The organism is Bradyrhizobium sp. NBAIM08 (genome assembly GCF_020193935.1).
Lineage (GTDB): Bacteria > Pseudomonadota > Alphaproteobacteria > Rhizobiales > Xanthobacteraceae > Bradyrhizobium > Bradyrhizobium yuanmingense.
In genome coordinates, this window is sequence record NZ_JADYVR010000003.1 from 426,396 (window position 1) to 444,038 (window position 17,643).

General features: G+C 63.5%; 11 protein-coding genes. 10 read left to right on the plus strand and 1 reads right to left on the minus strand.

Annotated elements, in window-relative coordinates; genetic code table 11:
* Window positions 1-2: 2 nt before the first annotated feature.
* The 9 genes from I6F37_RS12860 to I6F37_RS12900 all read left to right on the plus strand — a co-directional run bounded on the left by I6F37_RS12860 (window position 3) and on the right by I6F37_RS12900 (window position 15,539).
* A complete protein-coding gene (locus I6F37_RS12860) occupies window positions 3-878 on the plus strand; it encodes an ABC transporter permease (RefSeq protein ID WP_225151371.1) in 876 nt (291 codons plus the stop codon).
* Between the two features lie 52 nt (window positions 879-930).
* Window positions 931-2,259, plus strand: coding sequence for an FAD-binding oxidoreductase (locus I6F37_RS12865; RefSeq protein ID WP_036013132.1), 1,329 nt, complete (start codon window positions 931-933; stop codon window positions 2,257-2,259).
* A 7-nt stretch (window positions 2,260-2,266) separates the two neighbouring features.
* A complete protein-coding gene (locus I6F37_RS12870) occupies window positions 2,267-3,193 on the plus strand; it encodes a glyoxylate/hydroxypyruvate reductase A (protein ID WP_036013135.1) in 927 nt (308 codons plus the stop codon).
* A gap of 9 nt (window positions 3,194-3,202) precedes the next feature.
* Window positions 3,203-5,071 (plus strand): ABC transporter ATP-binding protein, encoded by a 1,869-nt coding sequence (locus I6F37_RS12875; protein WP_225112142.1) that lies wholly within the window; start codon window positions 3,203-3,205, stop codon window positions 5,069-5,071.
* A 441-nt stretch (window positions 5,072-5,512) separates the two neighbouring features.
* Window positions 5,513-6,028: a hypothetical protein gene (locus tag I6F37_RS12880; protein ID WP_225151373.1), complete on the plus strand. Its 516-nt coding sequence runs from the start codon at window positions 5,513-5,515 to the stop codon at window positions 6,026-6,028.
* A gap of 302 nt (window positions 6,029-6,330) precedes the next feature.
* On the plus strand, window positions 6,331-9,660 hold the full coding sequence (locus I6F37_RS12885; protein WP_225112144.1) for an adenylate/guanylate cyclase domain-containing protein: 3,330 nt from the start codon (window positions 6,331-6,333) through the stop codon (window positions 9,658-9,660).
* Window positions 9,661-9,976: 316 nt separating this feature from the next.
* A complete protein-coding gene (locus tag I6F37_RS12890; RefSeq protein WP_225112145.1) occupies window positions 9,977-11,257 on the plus strand; it encodes an HlyD family efflux transporter periplasmic adaptor subunit in 1,281 nt (426 codons plus the stop codon).
* Between the two features lie 12 nt (window positions 11,258-11,269).
* The gene (locus I6F37_RS12895; protein ID WP_225112146.1) at window positions 11,270-13,462 is read left to right on the plus strand and encodes a glycosyltransferase; all 2,193 of its coding nucleotides are present in this window, start codon (window positions 11,270-11,272) and stop codon (window positions 13,460-13,462) included.
* A 172-nt stretch (window positions 13,463-13,634) separates the two neighbouring features.
* Entirely contained in the window at window positions 13,635-15,539 is a 1,905-nt protein-coding gene (locus tag I6F37_RS12900) for a diguanylate cyclase (protein WP_225112147.1), read from the plus strand.
* 31 nt (window positions 15,540-15,570) lie between these two features.
* On the opposite strand, the gene I6F37_RS12905 is transcribed toward I6F37_RS12900, so the two are convergent.
* Complete coding sequence (locus tag I6F37_RS12905; protein ID WP_085969180.1) at window positions 15,571-16,794, minus strand: polyhydroxyalkanoate depolymerase; 1,224 nt, start codon at window positions 16,792-16,794, stop codon at window positions 15,571-15,573.
* A gap of 164 nt (window positions 16,795-16,958) precedes the next feature.
* On the opposite strand from I6F37_RS12905, the gene I6F37_RS12910 reads away from it, so the two are divergent.
* A complete protein-coding gene (locus I6F37_RS12910) occupies window positions 16,959-17,615 on the plus strand; it encodes a glutathione S-transferase family protein (RefSeq protein ID WP_225151375.1) in 657 nt (218 codons plus the stop codon).
* The last annotated feature ends 28 nt before the right edge of the window (window positions 17,616-17,643 follow it).

Consider the following 17,643-nt stretch of genomic DNA (forward strand, 5'->3'; position numbering starts at 1 on the left):
CGATGGCGACCGCAGCCCTCTCCACCGTTCAGCTCGCGCCCGGCCAGGCCGCGTGGCGGCGCTTTCGCCGGCATCGGTTGGCGCTCGCGGGCGCCTTGATCATCCTCGTGCTCGTGCTCGGTTCGACGTTCGGCCCCTACCTGCTGCCGTTCGACGACACCTACATCGACATCATGAAGCGGTTCGCGCCGCCGCTCTCCGGCGCGCATATTCTCGGCACCGACGAGCTCGGCCGCGACGTGCTGGCACGGTTGATGATGGGCGGGCGGGTCTCGCTCTCGATCGGCATCGTCGCGATGGTGATCGCGATGGCGGTCGGCATTGTCGTCGGCGCCTTTGCCGGGTTCTATGACGGCGCGGTCGGCGCGGTGCTGATGCGGCTCGTCGACGCCGTGCTGTGCTTTCCGACCATCTTCCTGCTGCTGGCCCTCGCAGCGCTGACCGAGCCCGGTCTCGTCACCACCACCATATTGATCGCCGCCACGGCCTGGATGGCGGTCGCGCGCGTCGTCGAAGCCCAGGTGCGCTCGTTGCGCGAGCGGGAATTCGCGGTGGCCGCGCTCGCGTTCGGCTCCTCGAACCTGCGCATCATGTTCCGCGAGCTCGTGCCCAACGCGATCGCGCCGATCGTCGTTGCCGCGACGCTCAACGTCGCCAAGGCGATCCTGCTCGAATCCTATGTCAGCTATCTCGGCTACGGCATCCAGCCGCCGGCGGCGAGCTGGGGCAACATGCTCAACAATGCGCAGATCTATCTGACCAGCGCGCCGTGGCTTGCGATCGCGCCGGGCGTCGCCATCACGCTCGCGGTGACCAGCTTCAACTTTCTCGGTGACGGCCTGCGCGATGCGCTCGATCCGCGAATGAACATCCCGTGACGCGCAAGACCTCTGACGCGCAAGAGCTCGAACTGAACTCCAGGAGTGCCCCATGTCCCCGCCGCTCAACCGCATCAACAGCGACGAACGCCTGCCGGCGCAGGTAGATGTCGTCGTCATCGGCGGCGGCGTCATCGGCGTCTCGGCCGCCTATCATCTGGCGAAGAAGGGGCACTCCGTCGCGCTGGTCGAGAAGGGCCATGTCGGCGGCGAGCAGTCGAGCCGCAATTGGGGCTGGTGCCGCCAGCAAGGCCGCGCACGCGAGGAGATCCCGCTCGCGCGCGAGGCGCTGCTTCTGTGGGAGGACATGCAGAACGATGCCGGCGTCGATGCCGGCTTCCGGCGAACCGGGGTGTTGTTCCTGACCAAGAGCAAGGACGAACTCGCCAGCTGGGAGCGCTGGGCCGCGGTCGCGCGCGAGATGCAGGTTCACTCCACCGTGCTGACGCCGGCCGAGGTCGCCGAGCGCATGCCCGGCAACGCCGACACATGGGTCGGCGGCCTGCACACGCCGAGCGATGGCCGCGCCGAGCCGTCGATGGCCGTCCCTGCGCTCGCCACCGCCGCACGCAAGCACGGCGTCACCATCCACCAGGGCTGCGCCGCGCGCGGGCTGGAGACGACTGGCGGGCGCGTCAGCGCCGTCGTCACCGAGAAGGGCACCATCCGCACGCAATCCGTGCTGCTGGCGGGCGGCGCGTGGTCGTCGCTGTTCTGCCGCCGCCACGGCATCGAGCTGCCGATCGGACTCGTCAACGCCACCGCGTGCCGGACCACGCCGGGACCGGAGATCACCTCCGGCGCGCTCGGCACCGATTTCTACTGCATCCGCCGCCGCCTCGACGGCGGCTTCACGCTGGCGCTGCGCAACCGCGGCACGGTCGAGCTGTCGCCGGACCTGTTCCGTTACGCGCGCACCTTCTGGCCGACCTATCAGCATCGCAAGAACGGATTGAAGCTCTCATTCGGCAAGTCGTTCTTCGATCAGCTCATGCGCGGCACCAGCTGGAGTTTCGACAAGCCATCGCCGTTCGAGGCCGAGCGCGTGCGCGATCCCGCGCCCGACATGTCGCTGGTCAATGCGGCGCTGGCGGCGCTGATCAAGTCGAATCCGGAATTGAAGGACATCGAGATCGCCGAAGCCTGGGGCGGCACCATCGACTGCACGCCCGATACGATACCGGTGATCTCACCGGTCGATGCGCTGCCGGGCTTCTTCCTCGCGACCGGCTTCTCGGGCCACGGTTTCGGCATCGGTCCCGCCGCTGGCAAGCTTGCGGCCGACCTCGTGACGGGCGCGACGCCGCTGGTCGATCCGGCCGCCTACAGCCACAAGCGCATGATCGACGGCCGCCGGCTCGCGCCAGTCAGCCCGTTCTGAGGGCGGCATGACGGTTCTCTACAAGGCCAATATGGTGCGCGGCGCCGAGTGGGCGCGCTTCTTCGCGGAGCGCGCGCCTGATGTGCCGTTCCGGCTCTGGCCCGACATCGGCGATCCCGCCGCGGTGCGTTATCTAGTGGCCTGGGTGCCGCCGGATGACATCACGACGACCTTTCCCAATCTCGAGCTGGTCTTCTCGGTGGGCGCGGGCGTCGATCAGTTCGACACCACGACAGTCCCGGCGCACATCCCGCTGGTCCGCATGCTGGAGCCCGGCATTGCCGAGACCATGGTCGAATACGTCACCATGGCCGTGCTTGCCCTGCATCGCGATCTCCTCGATTTCATCAGCCAGCAGAGGCAGCAGGTCTGGCGCGAGATCCGGATCACGCCGGCCAGGCGCCGGCACGTCGGCGTGATGGGGCTCGGCCAGCTCGGCCAGGCCGTGCTGGAGCGGCTCAAGGCGTTCGGCTTTCCGCTTCTTGGGTGGAATCGTTCGCCGCGCGAGATCGAAGGCGTCACCTGCTATGCGGGGGCCGATGCCTTGCCAGAATTTCTGGCGCAGGCCGACATTCTCGTCTGCCTGCTGCCGCTGACGGATCAAACGCGCGGCATTCTCAATGCCGAGCTGTTCGCGCGCCTGCCGCGCGGGGCAGGGCTCGTCAATGTCGGACGCGGCCCGCATCTCGTCGAGGCCGATCTCCTCGCAGCCCTCGACAGCGGCGCGCTATCAGGTGCGGTGCTCGACGTCACCGATCCCGAGCCGCTGCCGGCAGGCCACCCGTTCTGGAGCCATCCGCGCATCCTGCTGACGCCGCACAACGCCAGCATGACCACGCCCGATACGGCCGTCGATTTCGTGCTCGACGTGATCGCGCGGCATCGTCGGGGCGAGGAGCTGCCGGGTCTGGTCGATCGCAGGCGGGGCTATTAGGGCAATCGCATGAGCATCGGCACAAAAAGATCTGATCAGGCCGTTGCCGAAGCACAGGCAGCGGTACTCTCCGTCTCCAGCCTCACCACCTCCTTCATGCTCGAGCGGCAATGGATTCCCGTCGTTCGCAAGGTCTCGTTCGACATCGCAGCCCGCGAAACCGTCGCGATCGTCGGCGAGTCCGGTTCGGGCAAGAGCGTCACCGCGCTGTCGATCATGCGGCTCATTCCGAGCGAGATCGGCCGGGTCGAGGGGCGCGTCATGCTGGCGGGGCGCGATCTGCTCGCGCTGCCCGAGGCTGATATGAAGGATATCCGCGGCAATGACGTCGCCATGATCTTCCAGGAGCCGATGACGAGCCTCAATCCGGTGCTCACCATCGGCTTCCAGATCGCGGAGGCGCTGATCCAGCATCGCGGCCTGTCGCGCGCGGCGGCAGAGGCGGAGACCGTCCGCCTGCTCGATCGCGTCCGCATCCCTGCGGCGGCGTCGCGCTTCCACGAGCACCCGCATCGCTTCTCCGGCGGCATGCGCCAGCGCGTGATGATCGCGATGGCGCTGGCCTGCAAGCCGAAGCTTCTGATCGCGGACGAGCCGACCACCGCGCTCGACGTCACCATCCAGGCCCAGATCCTGGAACTGCTCAAAGAACTTCAGCAGGAGGAGGGCATGTCGATCCTCTTCATCACCCACGACATGGGCGTGGTCGCCGAGATCGCGGACCGCACCGTGGTGATGTATGGCGGGCAGGCGGTGGAGACGGACGCCACCGCGCGCATTTTTGCCGCGCCCGCGCATCCCTATACGCGCGCGCTGCTCGCGGCCGTGCCGCGGCTCGGCTCGATGGACGGGCGGATGCGGCCGATGCGGTTTCCGATCGTCGACAAGGTGACGGGCACGTCGGACGAGCCGGCCGAGACGCCCGATACGGTCTCGCCCGCCGAGCGGCCTCTGCTGGAAGTCTCAAACCTCACGACGCGCTTTCCGATCCGCTCGGGCCTGTTCGGCAAGGTCTCGGGCCGCGTCCATGCGGTCGAGAACGTCTCCTTCACCTTGCGCGCCGGCGAGACACTGGCGCTGGTCGGCGAATCCGGCTGCGGCAAGTCGACCACCGGACGCTCCATCCTGAAGCTGACGCAGCCGGACAGCGGTACGGTCCTGATCGATGGCCAGGATGTGCTGGCCATGAACGGCCGGGCTTTGCGCGATGTCCGCAAGCACATGCAGATCGTGTTTCAGGATCCGTTCGCGAGCCTCAATCCGCGCATGTCGGTGGGAACGGCGATCGCTGCGCCTTTGCTTGCCAACGGACTGGCAACGGCGTCGCAGGTGCGCGACAAGGTCGCCGACCTGCTCGTCCGCGTCGGCCTCTCCGCTGACATGGCCGCGCGCTTCCCGCATGAATTCTCCGGCGGCCAGCGCCAGCGCATCTGCATCGCGCGCGCGCTCGCACTCGGCCCGAAACTGATCGTCGCGGACGAAGCAGTCTCCGCGCTCGACGTCTCGGTCAAGGCGCAGGTCGTCAACCTGATGCTCGACCTCCAGGCCAGCATGGGCCTTGCCTATCTCTTCATTTCCCACGACATCGCCGTGGTCGAGCGCATGAGCCACCGCGTCGCCGTGATGTATCTCGGCGAGATCGTCGAGATCGGCCCGCGCGCGTCGGTGTTCGGCAATCCGCAGCATCCCTACACCAGGAAGCTGATGGCCGCCGTGCCGGTGCCCGATCCGTCGCGCCGCGGCACGCAGCGACCAGCCTCCAACGACGAGATCAGAAGCCCGGTCCGCGCGCCGGACTACCAGCCGCCGGTGCGGCACTATCGCGAAGTGTCGCCCGGCCACGTCGTGCAGGTCTGGGGCGAGGAGTGGTCGGGCTGAGGCTGCGAGCTTCACGAAACCATGCGCGTATCTTTGATTTCGCCAGACGCGGGCAGCGTGCTGACCAACCGCGCGTTGCAGATCCAGCATGTTCGCCGTCCGTTATCGCGAAATGAGATGCGTCCTTCGGAAATTGTGACCGAATAGAGCGACAGGGAGGACCGTGTGTGAACCGCTTCATACGCGCTCGCTCTCTTTCTGAATTACCACTCTCGCAACGAAAATTGCCGCACCCGGATCATTTGAAACACGGGTGAGATGCAATGCCTGCGCAGCCACATGCTCGCAGCTTTGGATTGGTTCCGTCTCGCTCACGAGCAAAGCCAGTCCCATCACTCAGCAAAGATTCTTCAGAAATTGGAATGAAAGGGCATCGCGCAACTCACGCAGCTTCTGTTCGGGGTCGGCCGGTAGGCTGCTACTTACTCAGAAGGAGCTCCTATGACGATAAGCAGCGCAATTTTCAGCGCCTTTTCTGCAACAAGGCGCGTCGGCAATCTTCGGATCGCCCGTTCAAGTCTGATCAAATCGGCTCATCTTTTTGAAAGAATCGGGCTGGCCGCCGTTGGTGCATCTGGCGGCCTCTATGTTGGGGCGGCCCTGTTACGTCAGAAAGCCGGACTATTCGAAAGCGGCTGGATCGTCCTGATAACAATGCTCTACGGAGCTGTCGGCTATTACGTCGGAATTGATATGGCTGGCCATGGCGCACAGAGGTCGACATCGAGCATCTCGGAAGAATGGAACGGTTCCGAGCCGGTCGAGATTATGAGTGCGGCTGGCACGTTCGGTGCGGCAATCGCTGCGACTCTGTCCGTCAGCATTCTTGTCCTTGATCAAAATCTGCCTAACGGCCTGATCGGCTTTGTTGCCGGCTGCTGGGTAATCGGTTCTTCGCTCCAGGTTGCGGCGGGCACGATGGCTCGCAGCTATGAAGCGCCTATCGGCGAGCAATGAAGGAGCTGCGGTCGCGGAAAATGTCCGTTCGGCACAAGCCGCAGTGTTGGTTCGGTTCCGGTTCGAAACGAGCGCGACGACTCATCGCAACCTCCGCCGTCCAATGCTGCGTGCCGACGATGTTTGGTAGCAAAGCCGTTCGCATCGAGCAGCGTCACCACTTGAAAGTGATATCGGCAATGAGAAACCTAAGTTGTCGCGCAACAAACAAGACGTGCCATCATGGTGGTGTTGGTATATTGTCCCCGCGCGCCGTGGTCCAAAACTTCTGCTAACCGCTAACCACACGATCGGTGGAGCCAATGCAGATTGCGGAGTGGCTCGAGAAGCTGGGGCTTGCGCAATACGCGGAGCGCTTTGCCCAAAATGGGATCGACATAGGCGTCCTTCCCGAACTGATGGATGAGGACTTCGATAAGCTCGGAGTCCTGCTCGGCCATCGCCGCAAGATGCTGCGTGCTATCGCTGACCTCGATCCGGCCGCGTTGATCGCATCTCCCGCTCCTCCTCAGGACGCCGAGCGGCGTCATCTCACGGTCATGTTTTGCGATCTGGTCGGCTCGACTGCGCTCTCGGCGCGTCTCGATCCCGAGGATATGTGGGAGGTGATCCGGGCCTATCGCGCTGCCTGCGCGAGCGTGATTGCTGCTTATGATGGCAGGATAGCTAGATTCGTCGGCGATGGAATACTCGTCTATTTCGGCTATCCGCGCGCCCACGAAGATGATGCCGAGCGCGCGGTGCGCGCCGGCCTCGACATGATCTCCGCGATACGCCAGCTCAAGACAGGGACCGACGAACGAGCTGAACTGCGGATCGCAATTGCGACCGGACTTGTGGTGGTCGGCGACCTCATCAGCGGAGATGCGTCGGAGGAGCACGCAACTATCGGCGACACACCAAACCTCGCCGCCCGGCTCCAGAGCCTGGCGGAGCCGGGGGTCGTCGTCGTTGCTTCATCGACGCGCCGGCTGCTTGGCGATCTGTTCTCCCTGCGCAATCTCGGCCGTCGGGAGGTCAAGGGAATGGCAGACCCCATCGCGGTCTGGGCGGTGGAAGGCGCGACCGCATCCGAGAGTCGCTTCGAGGCAGTCCGTGCCGCGCGCTCGATCGGCTTTGTCGGCCGCAAGAACGAGATCGAGTTCATCCTCTCGCGCCAGCGGGAGGCATGGCAGGGGCGGGGCCAGTTCGTATTGATTTCCGGCGAAGCGGGCATCGGCAAGTCGCGTATTGTAGCAACGCTGTCGGAAAGCCCCTCGTTGGGGTCGCACCGTCGCGTGCGATATCAGTGTTCGCCTTACCACATCAATAGTGCGCTTCATCCCTTCGTCGCGCAGCTCGAGCGCGCCGCCGGAATTCGCTCGCACGACACGGCGGATCAAAAACTCGACAAGCTCGAGGCAATGCTGGCGATAGGAACCCAGCAGGTCGCCCGGGCAACACCGCTCATTGCCGCTCTGCTTTCGATTCCCACCGGCGACCATTGCCCGCCCCTCGGCTTGAGCCCGGCGCAGCAGCGGCGGCAGACTTTTGCCGCCCTTCTCGATCAGCTTGAGGGACTGGCGCGAGGCCAGCCGCTGCTGATCATCTGCGAGGATATGCATTGGGCCGATGCCACGACACTTGAACTGTTCGATCTCGCGGTCGATCGGATCAGGGGACTGCCGATACTCGTGCTCTTGACGTCGCGGCCGGAGTTCGAGCCCTCCTGGTCGGGCCTTGCCAACGTCAGTCTGTTGCGGCTCGACCGGCTCGATCGGCAGGACACGCGCGCGCTCGTCGAGCAGATTGTCGTCGGTCGCCAGCTGCCACGCGAGATGATGGAGCAGATCATCGACAAGACGGATGGCATTCCGCTATTCGTCGAGGAATTGACCAAGATGGTGCTGGAGTCCGGGCTGCTCGTTGAGGATGCCGGGCGCTACCGCTTGAATAGTCCGCTGCCGCCGCTTGCTATCCCTGCGACGCTGCAGGATTCGCTGATGGCGCGGCTCGATCGGCTCGCCCCGGTCAAGGAGGTGGCTCAGATAGGCGCCGCCATTGGCCGCGACTTCTCGTACGCGCTGCTGAAAACCGTGGCGGCACGCGACGATCTGACGCTGAGCGCTGCGCTGGGACAACTTGAAGAGGCCGAACTGCTGCTGCGTCGTGGGACGCCGCCCGAAGCAAATTACAGTTTCAAGCATGCCCTTGTTCAAGAAGCGGCCTACGAGAGCCTGCTCAAGAGCAAACGGCAGGTGCTTCACACAAGGATTGGCGATGTCCTGCGCGACAAGTTTCCAATCGTCGCCGAGACCGAGCCGGAAGTTCTCGCGCACCACTTCACCGAGGCGGGGCTGAGCGAGATCGCCCTCGAATGGTGGCGCAAGGCGGGCCAGCAGGCGTTGAAACGCTCGGCCTATTCCGAGGCGATCGCGCATCTCGGCAAGGCCATCGCGATCGCCGATCAATTGCCTGGCGAGCCCCACCGGATGATGAGCAGGCTGCATCTTCAAATCGCATATGGCCGTGCCTTGCGGGGCAGCCTCGGCCACAGTGCTCCGGAAACGGTCGCCGCATGGACGCGCGCGCGACAATTCGCAGCCGGTATCGATGATCCCGTTGAACTTGCGCCGGTCCATTCCGGCCTCTTCAATGCCTGCCTGACCCATGGCGAACTTGCTCCGATGCGGGAGCTGGCGGATGCCATCAGGAGCGCCGCTGAGCGACGGCCGGACTCGCCCGTGGCCGCCGTCGTGGCCCATTCGACTGGGGGCGTGACCTGCTGGTTCGCCGGCGAGTATTTGAACGCGCGTACGCATCTTGAGCGGGCGCTGGCGATCTATCGGGCCGAACCGGATCCCGCGACCTTCAGGGCTTCGGCGCTGGATCTCCCGTTCGTGATCATGCGATTTCTCGCTTTGGTGCTCTGGCCGCTTGGCGACATCGCTCGTGCGCGCAAGCTCGCCGCGGAAGCGGTGGGTACTCCGGGAGAAAAACGGGCGCTGTCCCAGGCCAATGCGTTGGTTCATCGCGCGGTGTTCGACGGAGTATGCGGGGGCATGTTGCAGCAGACAGAGACGATCCTGGCGCTCGGTCTCGCGCGCGACCACACGATGCCGCTGTACGTGGCCGCCGGCACCTACCTGAACGGCCTCGCCAAGTGGCGTGCGGGAGACCGAATGACCGGACTGGCGGACATGCGTCACGGCTGGACCTTCCTGCACGAGAACGATTGCTACCTCTGCGAACCGTTCTGGGGGATGCATGTCGCCCTGGCGATTGCAGATTTAGGCGACGTCGAGACCGGGCTGGAAATCCTGGACGAATTGATCGCCGGGACGGGACAATCCGGCCAGCATTGGCTTGATGCCGAGCTGCATCGTGTCCGCGGTAAACTCTTATCGCGCCATAATCCTTCGGACGAATCCAGTGCCGAAGACGCCCTCAAGCGGGCGCTGGACATCGCACAACATCAGCAGACCAAGACCTTTGAGCTGCGCAGCGCTCTTGAACTTGCACGCCTGTACAAGACAAATGGCCGAGCGCGTACGCTATCCGAAGTGCTTGCGCCCGTGGTCGCTCAATTCGAGGCGGAGCATGGTCTTCCCGAATTCGCGGAAGCGAAAGAGCTGCTTAGGAATGGGCGTTAGCCGCGCCGCCATTCGATCAGTACAAGCGCCGCGCCGACTTCAAGCCAGAATAGGTCGGCATCTTGTTCTCGATTCCCGAGCCGTAGTTCTCCGGTTTTGACACGTCTTAACCTGCTGTGGTGAAAGCTAGATATGCTTCTCGTGGTTGCGAGGGGGAGTCTGCTGCGGCGGCGAATCCTGATTTCGGCAAGCAGCTGTTGTCGGATTGCTCATTGTCTCAAGGCGCAGGCTTCATGCCAACACCTGGGCCATGCGGTGATAGGCTTGCCTTCGCAAGGGCAGGCGGAGCGACCAAAGCCCATTTGGAGATCCAGTCGTGGTTCGCCTGCATGTCGAACGTTTCATTCGCAGCCGGATCGCTCGGCGGTCCCTGGCGCTCGGGATCATCGCTCTCAGCGGATGGGCCCTGTTGCCGTATGTGACCTACCGAATCGCCCCCTCCGCCTATGTCAATGCCGAGCTCATGCGGGTGACTGCGCCGATGGCGGGTCAGCTCTCGTCAGATCTTCCACGCAAGGGCGAATATTTCGAGCACACCCGGATGGTGCCGCTGGTCGAGGCGCGTTCGCCGGATCGCCGGCACCTCATGGACCTTGATCAGCAGCTGGCCATGTCCACCAAACGCGCCGAGCTCGCACGCCGGCAACTCGAGGAAATCGCCGAGCTCGATCGCAAGCTCCGCGAGCGAAGCGAGGACTATCGTTCGGGGATGGTAGCGCGCCTGCGCCACGAGATAGGTGAAACGGAAGTTGAAAAAGGCGGCTGTCTCGCTGAGGCGCGGCAGCGGAACGATGTCGCGGGCCGGATGGAGAGGCTCGTGAAGCTCGGCATCAGTTCGCAGATCCGCTCCGGTGAGGCCCAGGCCTCGCAGGAGGCAACCGCAACGCGGTGCCAGATGGCCGATGAACGCCTGCGGCGCCTCAAGACGGAATTGGGGGCGGCCGACAAGGGCATTTATCTTCGTGGCGATGCCAACGACGTGCCCTATTCTCAGCAGCAGCGCGAGCGGCTTGTCCTCCGCCGCCAGGAGCTCGAGACAGACCTGTTGCAGAACAGCTCACGTGCCGCGCAGTTGGCCGCGGAAATTGCAGAGGAACGCACTCGACTTGATCGTCTCGATCACTACGATCTGTCCTTGCCCGCAGCCCATGTGGTCTGGTCGGTCGCGGCCAGCCCGGGCTCGATGGTCACGGAAGGGCAGTCGGTCTTCGATTTCGCAGATTGCAAACGCCGGTTTATCGTCGTTGAACTACCCGAGCGCGATTTCGAGAAGATCAAGGCTGGAGATGCGGCTACCGTCCGTCTGATTGGGAGTCGCGAATGGAAGAGCGGCCAGATCCGGCAGGTCCGCGGATCGGCCGCGTACGGCGATGATCGGCTGCTTGCGGCTCGGGTGCCGCGGCCTGATCCGGGCAACATTACCATTGAGATATCGCTTCCGCCCAATGAGACGTCGGCCGACCGCAACGGCTCCTGCGATATCGGACGATTGGCTGAGGTGCGCTTCGAGCGCAGAGCCGACGGCCTGCTACGATTGGTCAGCTCGAAGTTGAAATGGCTGACCGCTCGCCTGGAACTCGACCAATCGCTCCTGTGAGCGAGATGTTCCATGCAAGCCATGACTCTGCCTCTCTCTCAGCTGTTCGCGCCGATGCTGGGCATCTTTGCTGCGATGTATCTGTTGGCGCCGACCTTTCCGGTCGCGCGCCCTTGGGCGCGTCTTGCGGTCTTTGTTGTGGTTTGGCTTGTGGTTGCCCACTATCTCGAATGGCGTATTTTCACCACAGTGCTGCCGGCAAGCGGGACCTGGTATCAGGTCGGCTGGATCTGGTTCTGTCTGTTCGTCGAGCTTCTGACTTTCACAGATCAGTTCATTCTCTATCTGACGTTCCTTCGCAGGACCGATCGCCGAAGCGAAGCAGATCAGCACGAGCGTCGGCTTCGCAGCCTGCCGGATGATGAGCTGCCCTCGGTCGACGTCTTTATTCCGACCTACGACGAGCCATTCGAGGTGCTGGAAAAGACGATCACCGGCGCGCTGTGCCTGGACTATCCGAACGTCCAGGTGTGGGTCTTGGATGATGGTCGCAGGCCTTGGCTCAGGGCACTCTGCACGCAAAAGGGCGCCGGCTATCTCACGCGCGCCGACAATTTGAATGCCAAGGCCGGCAATATCAATCATGCCCTGACCAAGACGAGCGGCGAGTTCTTCGCGATCTTTGATGCGGATTTCGTGCCGCAGCGCAATTTCCTGATGCGCACGATGGGCTTCTTCGCTGATCCAAAGGTCGGAATCGTTCAGATCCCGCACGCCTTCTACAATGAGGACCCGATGCAGGCGAATCTCGGCCTGCACAGGGGACTGCCGGACGAGCAACGGTTCTTCTTCGATTCCATCATGCCCGCGCGCGACGGCTGGGATGGTGCCTTTTGTTGCGGGTCCAACTCCGTCACGCGTCGCGCAGCACTCCGCGCGGTAGGCGATGCCTTGCCGACCCAGTCCATTACGGAAGACATCCTGCTGACGCTCGTCCTGCTGCGCAAGGGATACGTCACCCGCTATCTCTGCGAGCCGCTGGCGATTGGACTGGCGCCGGAAAGCCTTGATGCCTTTTTCGTGCAGCGGCAACGCTGGGCGCGTGGCGCGATTCAGACGCTGTACCTCGCCGCCGGTCCGCTCGGCCCCGGACTGGGCTTGATGCATCGGCTCCTCTTCTTTCCGACGCATTGGCTCTCATTGGGCTTGCGGGCGCTCATGGTCGTGGTGGTTCCGATCGTGTTCATGTGGACCGGCTTGGCGCCTGTCGTCGATGTCACCCCCGAATCGGTGTTCTACTACTTGTTCCCCGCGATCCTGGCGCTCAACGGCGGCATCTCCTGGTTCGCGCCGCACGTGCATTTTCCGCTCGCCGCTCAGGTGTCGGCGACGATCCAGAGCTTCAAGATATTGCCGACGGTGCTGGGGACTCTCGTCAAGCCGGCGGGACATGCGTTCAGGGTGACGCCGAAGGGCGCTGCCGCGCGGCGCGCAAGTTACGCTGCGGAGATATTCTGGCCGTCGGCGGTCTTGATGGCGTTGACGGTTGTCGGTGTGGTTCTGAACACGATCCCGGAATGGCGCATCATCGATCATCCGGCGGCTCTACCGATGGTCGCCTTCTGGTCGGTCGTGAACATCGTCGTGCTTTTCTTCGTCTGCATGACCTCGCTGCAGGCGCGGATGGGACGTACCGAGGAGCGTTTCGACATCGACGAAACTATCTTGATCCAGACCGCGACCGGCGAGCAGCTTTCTGGACGCGTGAGCAACATCTCCCTCTCTGGCGCCGGCGTTCTGCTTGGCTCCGGTATTGACTTTCCTCGCGCCGGAGAACCGCTGCGCGTGCACATCATGCAGGTCGGATGGGTCGATGCGGTGATTGCGCAACAAAGGGGCCGGCTCATCGGGGTGCAGTTCAAATTGCCGCAGTCGCTTGAACGAGACCTGCTGATCCGCAAGCTCTTTACCGTCGCCCGTCTGAAGCGGAAAGGTGTCGTCGCGTGCTCGGTGAATAGGGCGATGCTTAAGAACATCTGGTTGATGGCCGCACCGTTGCCCCACATTGTTGCAGGCGGCGCGAAGCCCGCGTCGGTCTCGCCGACCGAGCGTCTGCCGGCAGAGAGCATGGTCATTCGGCCTCAACCGCGGACAGACGATTTTGCACTTCTTGCCGGAGCTCGAAGCCTGCATCCGACGAGTTTTACTGAACCTGGCCTTGGCCGAGTGGCCGGCACAGTAATCGAAGCCGTCGCGCCGAGTTGATTGCTGTGTTGTCCTTCTCGCCGGACCAGTCCATGCGCTATCGATCGACGGTCAAGCCGCTCATCGATGCCGTCAATCTCCTTCCGGTGTTCTCCCAAAAAATCACAAGCGGAACGAGCAACCATCCTTTAGCCCAAGGCGTTTACGGGGTTGAGGGTGCAGGGAGCATCTCTTGATCGATCACCGCAGCGATCTTCGGAAGGGGCGTCTGACGCTCTGGGCCTCCGCATTCGTGGCGGTCGCTTGCTTGGCGATTGTCGCGCTCAGCGGCTGGCGGGAGTGGTCCCAGCGACAGACGCTGCTGAAGGGCTCCGAAACAGACGTGGCCAATCTGGCCCGGTCGGTGACGCAACACGCGGACGATACGTTCGAACTCGCGGACACCGTTCTCAATGTGTTGGTCGGCCAACTCGAACTCGAGGGGACCAGCCCGGCGGCGATCGCGAAGATTCAGACCTTTCTTTCCCGGCGCAAAGCCGCGAACCGGATTCGAGCTGTGTTCGTCTATGACGAGACCGGCCGCTGGCTCGCAACCAGCGAGCCCGTGGATTTCGCCGGCCTCAACAACAGCGACCGCGAGTATTTCCAGCATCATCGCGCCGTGGCTGAGCGAGGAACCTTCATTGGGGGTCCAGTGAGGAGCAGATCGAGGGGGCAATGGATCATCACAGCGTCAAGGCGCTTCGATCATCCTGACGGCAGTTTTGCCGGAGTGGCTCTTACCACGATCGATGTCGACTATTTTTTGCAATTCTATCGCGGGTTCGACGTTGGCCAGAACGGCTCAATTGCACTGGCGACCGCGAAGGGCGTTGTCCTCGCGCGTAGCCCGGACAACGGATATACGGGTCGCGATCTGTCGAATGCACCGCTTTTTAGGAATTTCCGCGAGCGGCCAAGTGCGGACGTCTACTACTTCACGTCGCCTCTCGACGGCGTTCGGCGTCTGAGCTTTTATCAACTCAGCAGTCGCTACCCTGTTGTCGTGGTTGCGACGGAATCGGAAGACGACGTCTTGGCCCCCTGGCGCAAAGCGGCGCTGACGCGCGTGGTTGCGGTGCTGGGACTGATAGGAGGGCTCGCTGTTGCAGGGGTTTGGCTGGTGCGCCAGTTGCACATGCGGCAGAAGATGGCCGCTGCTCTGATCGCCAAGGAGGCGGATTTTCGTCTCCTCGCGGAGCAGTCGGGAGACATGGTCATGCGTATAGCGGTCGATGGACGGATTCTCTATACGTCGCCGTCCAGCGCGCGAGTCCTCGGCTGGGCTCCGAACGAATTGGTGGATACGTCGGCCCTCGCCGGCATAAATCCGGCGGATCTGGCGCGGGTTGAGGAGACGATCTCCGCGTTGATGAACGGCGAAGCCGAGGAGGCGAGAATCACTTATCGCACTCGGCATCGCGAGAAAGGCGAGGTCTGGATCGAAACCGCGCTGCGCGTCGCCAGAAGTGCGCAGAGTGGAGACATCAACGGCGTGGTGGCGATCTCGCGCGACATGACCGAACGTAAGGACCTGGAGGATAAGCTGGCGGCTCTCGCCAGTTCGGATGGCCTGACGGACTTGGCAAACCGCAGACACTTCGACGAGCGGCTAGAGGCGGAATGGGACCGAGCCAGGCGCGAAGGAAGGCCTCTGTCACTGTTGCTGATGGATGTCGATCATTTCAAGAGTTTCAATGATCAGTACGGGCATCAGGCGGGCGATGCATGTCTCCGCTCGGTCGCCGGGGTCCTGGCAGAACAGGCCCGGCGGCCAGCAGACTTGGCCGCTCGGTATGGTGGTGAGGAATTCGCCTTGCTGCTACCAAATACGGACACGGGAGGGTGCGAGCAGGTCGGCGAGCGAATCCGGCAAGCGATTCAAGACCTCGGCATCCTGCACGCGCTCAACCCGCCATCCAAGCAGGTCACCCTCAGTATTGGTGGCGCCACACATATGTCGTTCGGCGATAATGCTGATTTCACGTCGTTGATAGCGGCCGCGGATAAGGCGCTCTACGCCGCCAAGGAGAGCGGGCGCAACCGCCTTGTGATGTCAGGGCAAGTCATCGCGTGGCCCAGCGCGATACGAGCTTGAAGAGTAGCTCTCGTGCGCCCCGGCGTGCGCCTCACGAATTCACGTGCACGAAATCCCGCAGCAGCGGATAGATCTCGTTGTTCCAGCGCTTGCCGGAGAACACGCCGTAATGGCCGACGCCGGCCTGCATGTGGTGGACGCGGCGATAGGCGCGTACGCCGGTGCAGAGGTCCTGGGCGGCGAGCGTCTGGCCGATCGAGCAGATGTCGTCCTTCTCGCCCTCGACCGTCATCAGCCCCATGCGGCTGACCGCCCTGGTGTTCACGGGACGGCCGCGATGCATCAGCTTGCCTTGCGGCAGGAGATGCTCCTGGAACACGTCGCGCACGGTCTCGATGTAGAATTCGGCCGGCAGATCCATCACGGCGAAATATTCGTCGTAGAAGGTCTTGATGGTCGCGGCCTTCTCCTTCTCGCCCTTGGCAATGTGGTTGGCGAGGTCGAGATGCTGCTTGATGTGGCGCTCGAGATTCATCGAGACGAAGGCGGTGAGCTGCACGAAGCCGGGATACACCTTGCGCAGGGCGCCGCGGCACTGCACCGGCACGTAGTTGATCAGATTGCGCTCGAACCATTCGATCGGCTTGCTCTTGGCGAATTCGTTGACCCTGGTCGGCTGGATCCGTGTGTCGATCGGGCCGGCCATCAGCGTCAGCGTCGCCGGGCGCGAGGGATGGTTGTCCTCGCACATGATCGCGGCGGCCGCGAGCGCGGAGACGGACGGCTGGCAGATCGCCACCATGTGCGGGCGCGGCCCGAGCTGCCCGAGGAAGTCGATCAGGTGCTCGGTGTAGTCGTCGAGCCCGAAGCGGCCCTCGCTGCGCGGGATGTCGCGCGGATTGTGCCAGTCGGTGATGTAGACGTCGTGGTCCTGCAGCAGCGTCTTCACGGTGCCGCGCAGGAGCGTGGCGAAGTGTCCGGACATCGGCGCAACCAGCAGCATGCGCGGCTGCTCGGCCACGCCGTGTTTCCTGAAGTGCAGCAGCGAGCCGAACGGCGTCGCGTAGGCGATCTCCTCGCTGACCGCGACCTCGCGGTTGCCCACCATGACGCTGTCGATGCCGTAGGCGGGACGGTCATAGGTGAGGGTGGAGCGCGAGATCAGCTCCAGCGCGGCCGAAAGCCGGCCGACCACTTGGTCCGATGAGCCCTGAGGCACCAGATTGAGGAATTTGAGTGCGGACGAAGCCCCCGCGCGCCATGGCGCCGTCAGGTCCATGTGGTTCTGAAAAGCCTGATAATACATCGACATCATACTGAAGCGCCCACTTGCCTCCTGTCGTGATGCAATATCGAAGCCAGACGGGAGCCGGACCGCCCGGAAAATTGGCATGTCGCTTGCTGCGCCCCGTCGGGTTGGCACAGATCACGGGCACGCACGCGCGGCGGTGCGTTGCCCAGGCGTGAGGGAAGGGCTCTATGGCGAAGGCGACACTGACCATCAGCAGCAAGAACTACTCGTCCTGGTCGCTGCGTGGCTGGCTGCTGACGAAATTCTCCGGGCTCGATTTCGAGGAGATCGTCACCGCGCCGGACGATCCGTCGGCGCGTGCGGAGATCCTGCTGCTGTCGTCCTCGATCCTGGTGCCGTGCCTGCGGCACGAGAGCGCCGTGGTCTGGGACACGCTGGCGATTGCCGAATATCTCAACGAGGTCATGCCGGACGCCGGCCTGTTGCCGGCCGACCGCATCCAGCGCGCCCATTGCCGCTCGATCTCGGGCGAAATCCATTCCGGCTTCACCACGCTGCGCGCCTCACTGCCGGTCAACCTGAAGGGGCACTTTCCCGGCTTCAAGATCTGGTCGCGGGCGCAGGCCGATATCGACCGGGTCTGGTTCATCTGGCGCGATTGCCTGGAGAAATCGGGCGGTCCCTTCCTGTTTGGCGAGAAGCGCACCATGGCGGACGCGATGTACGCTCCCGTCGTAACGCGCTTCGTGACCTATGACGTCAAGCTCGCACCGCCGCTCAAGGCCTATGCCGACACCATCATGGCCGTGCCCGAGATGCAGGAATGGGTCGCGGCGGCGAAGGAGGAGCCGGCCGAGATCGAGGAGCTCGAGGTCGAATATTAGGCAGGCGTTGCACGGCTGTGCCTGTTTC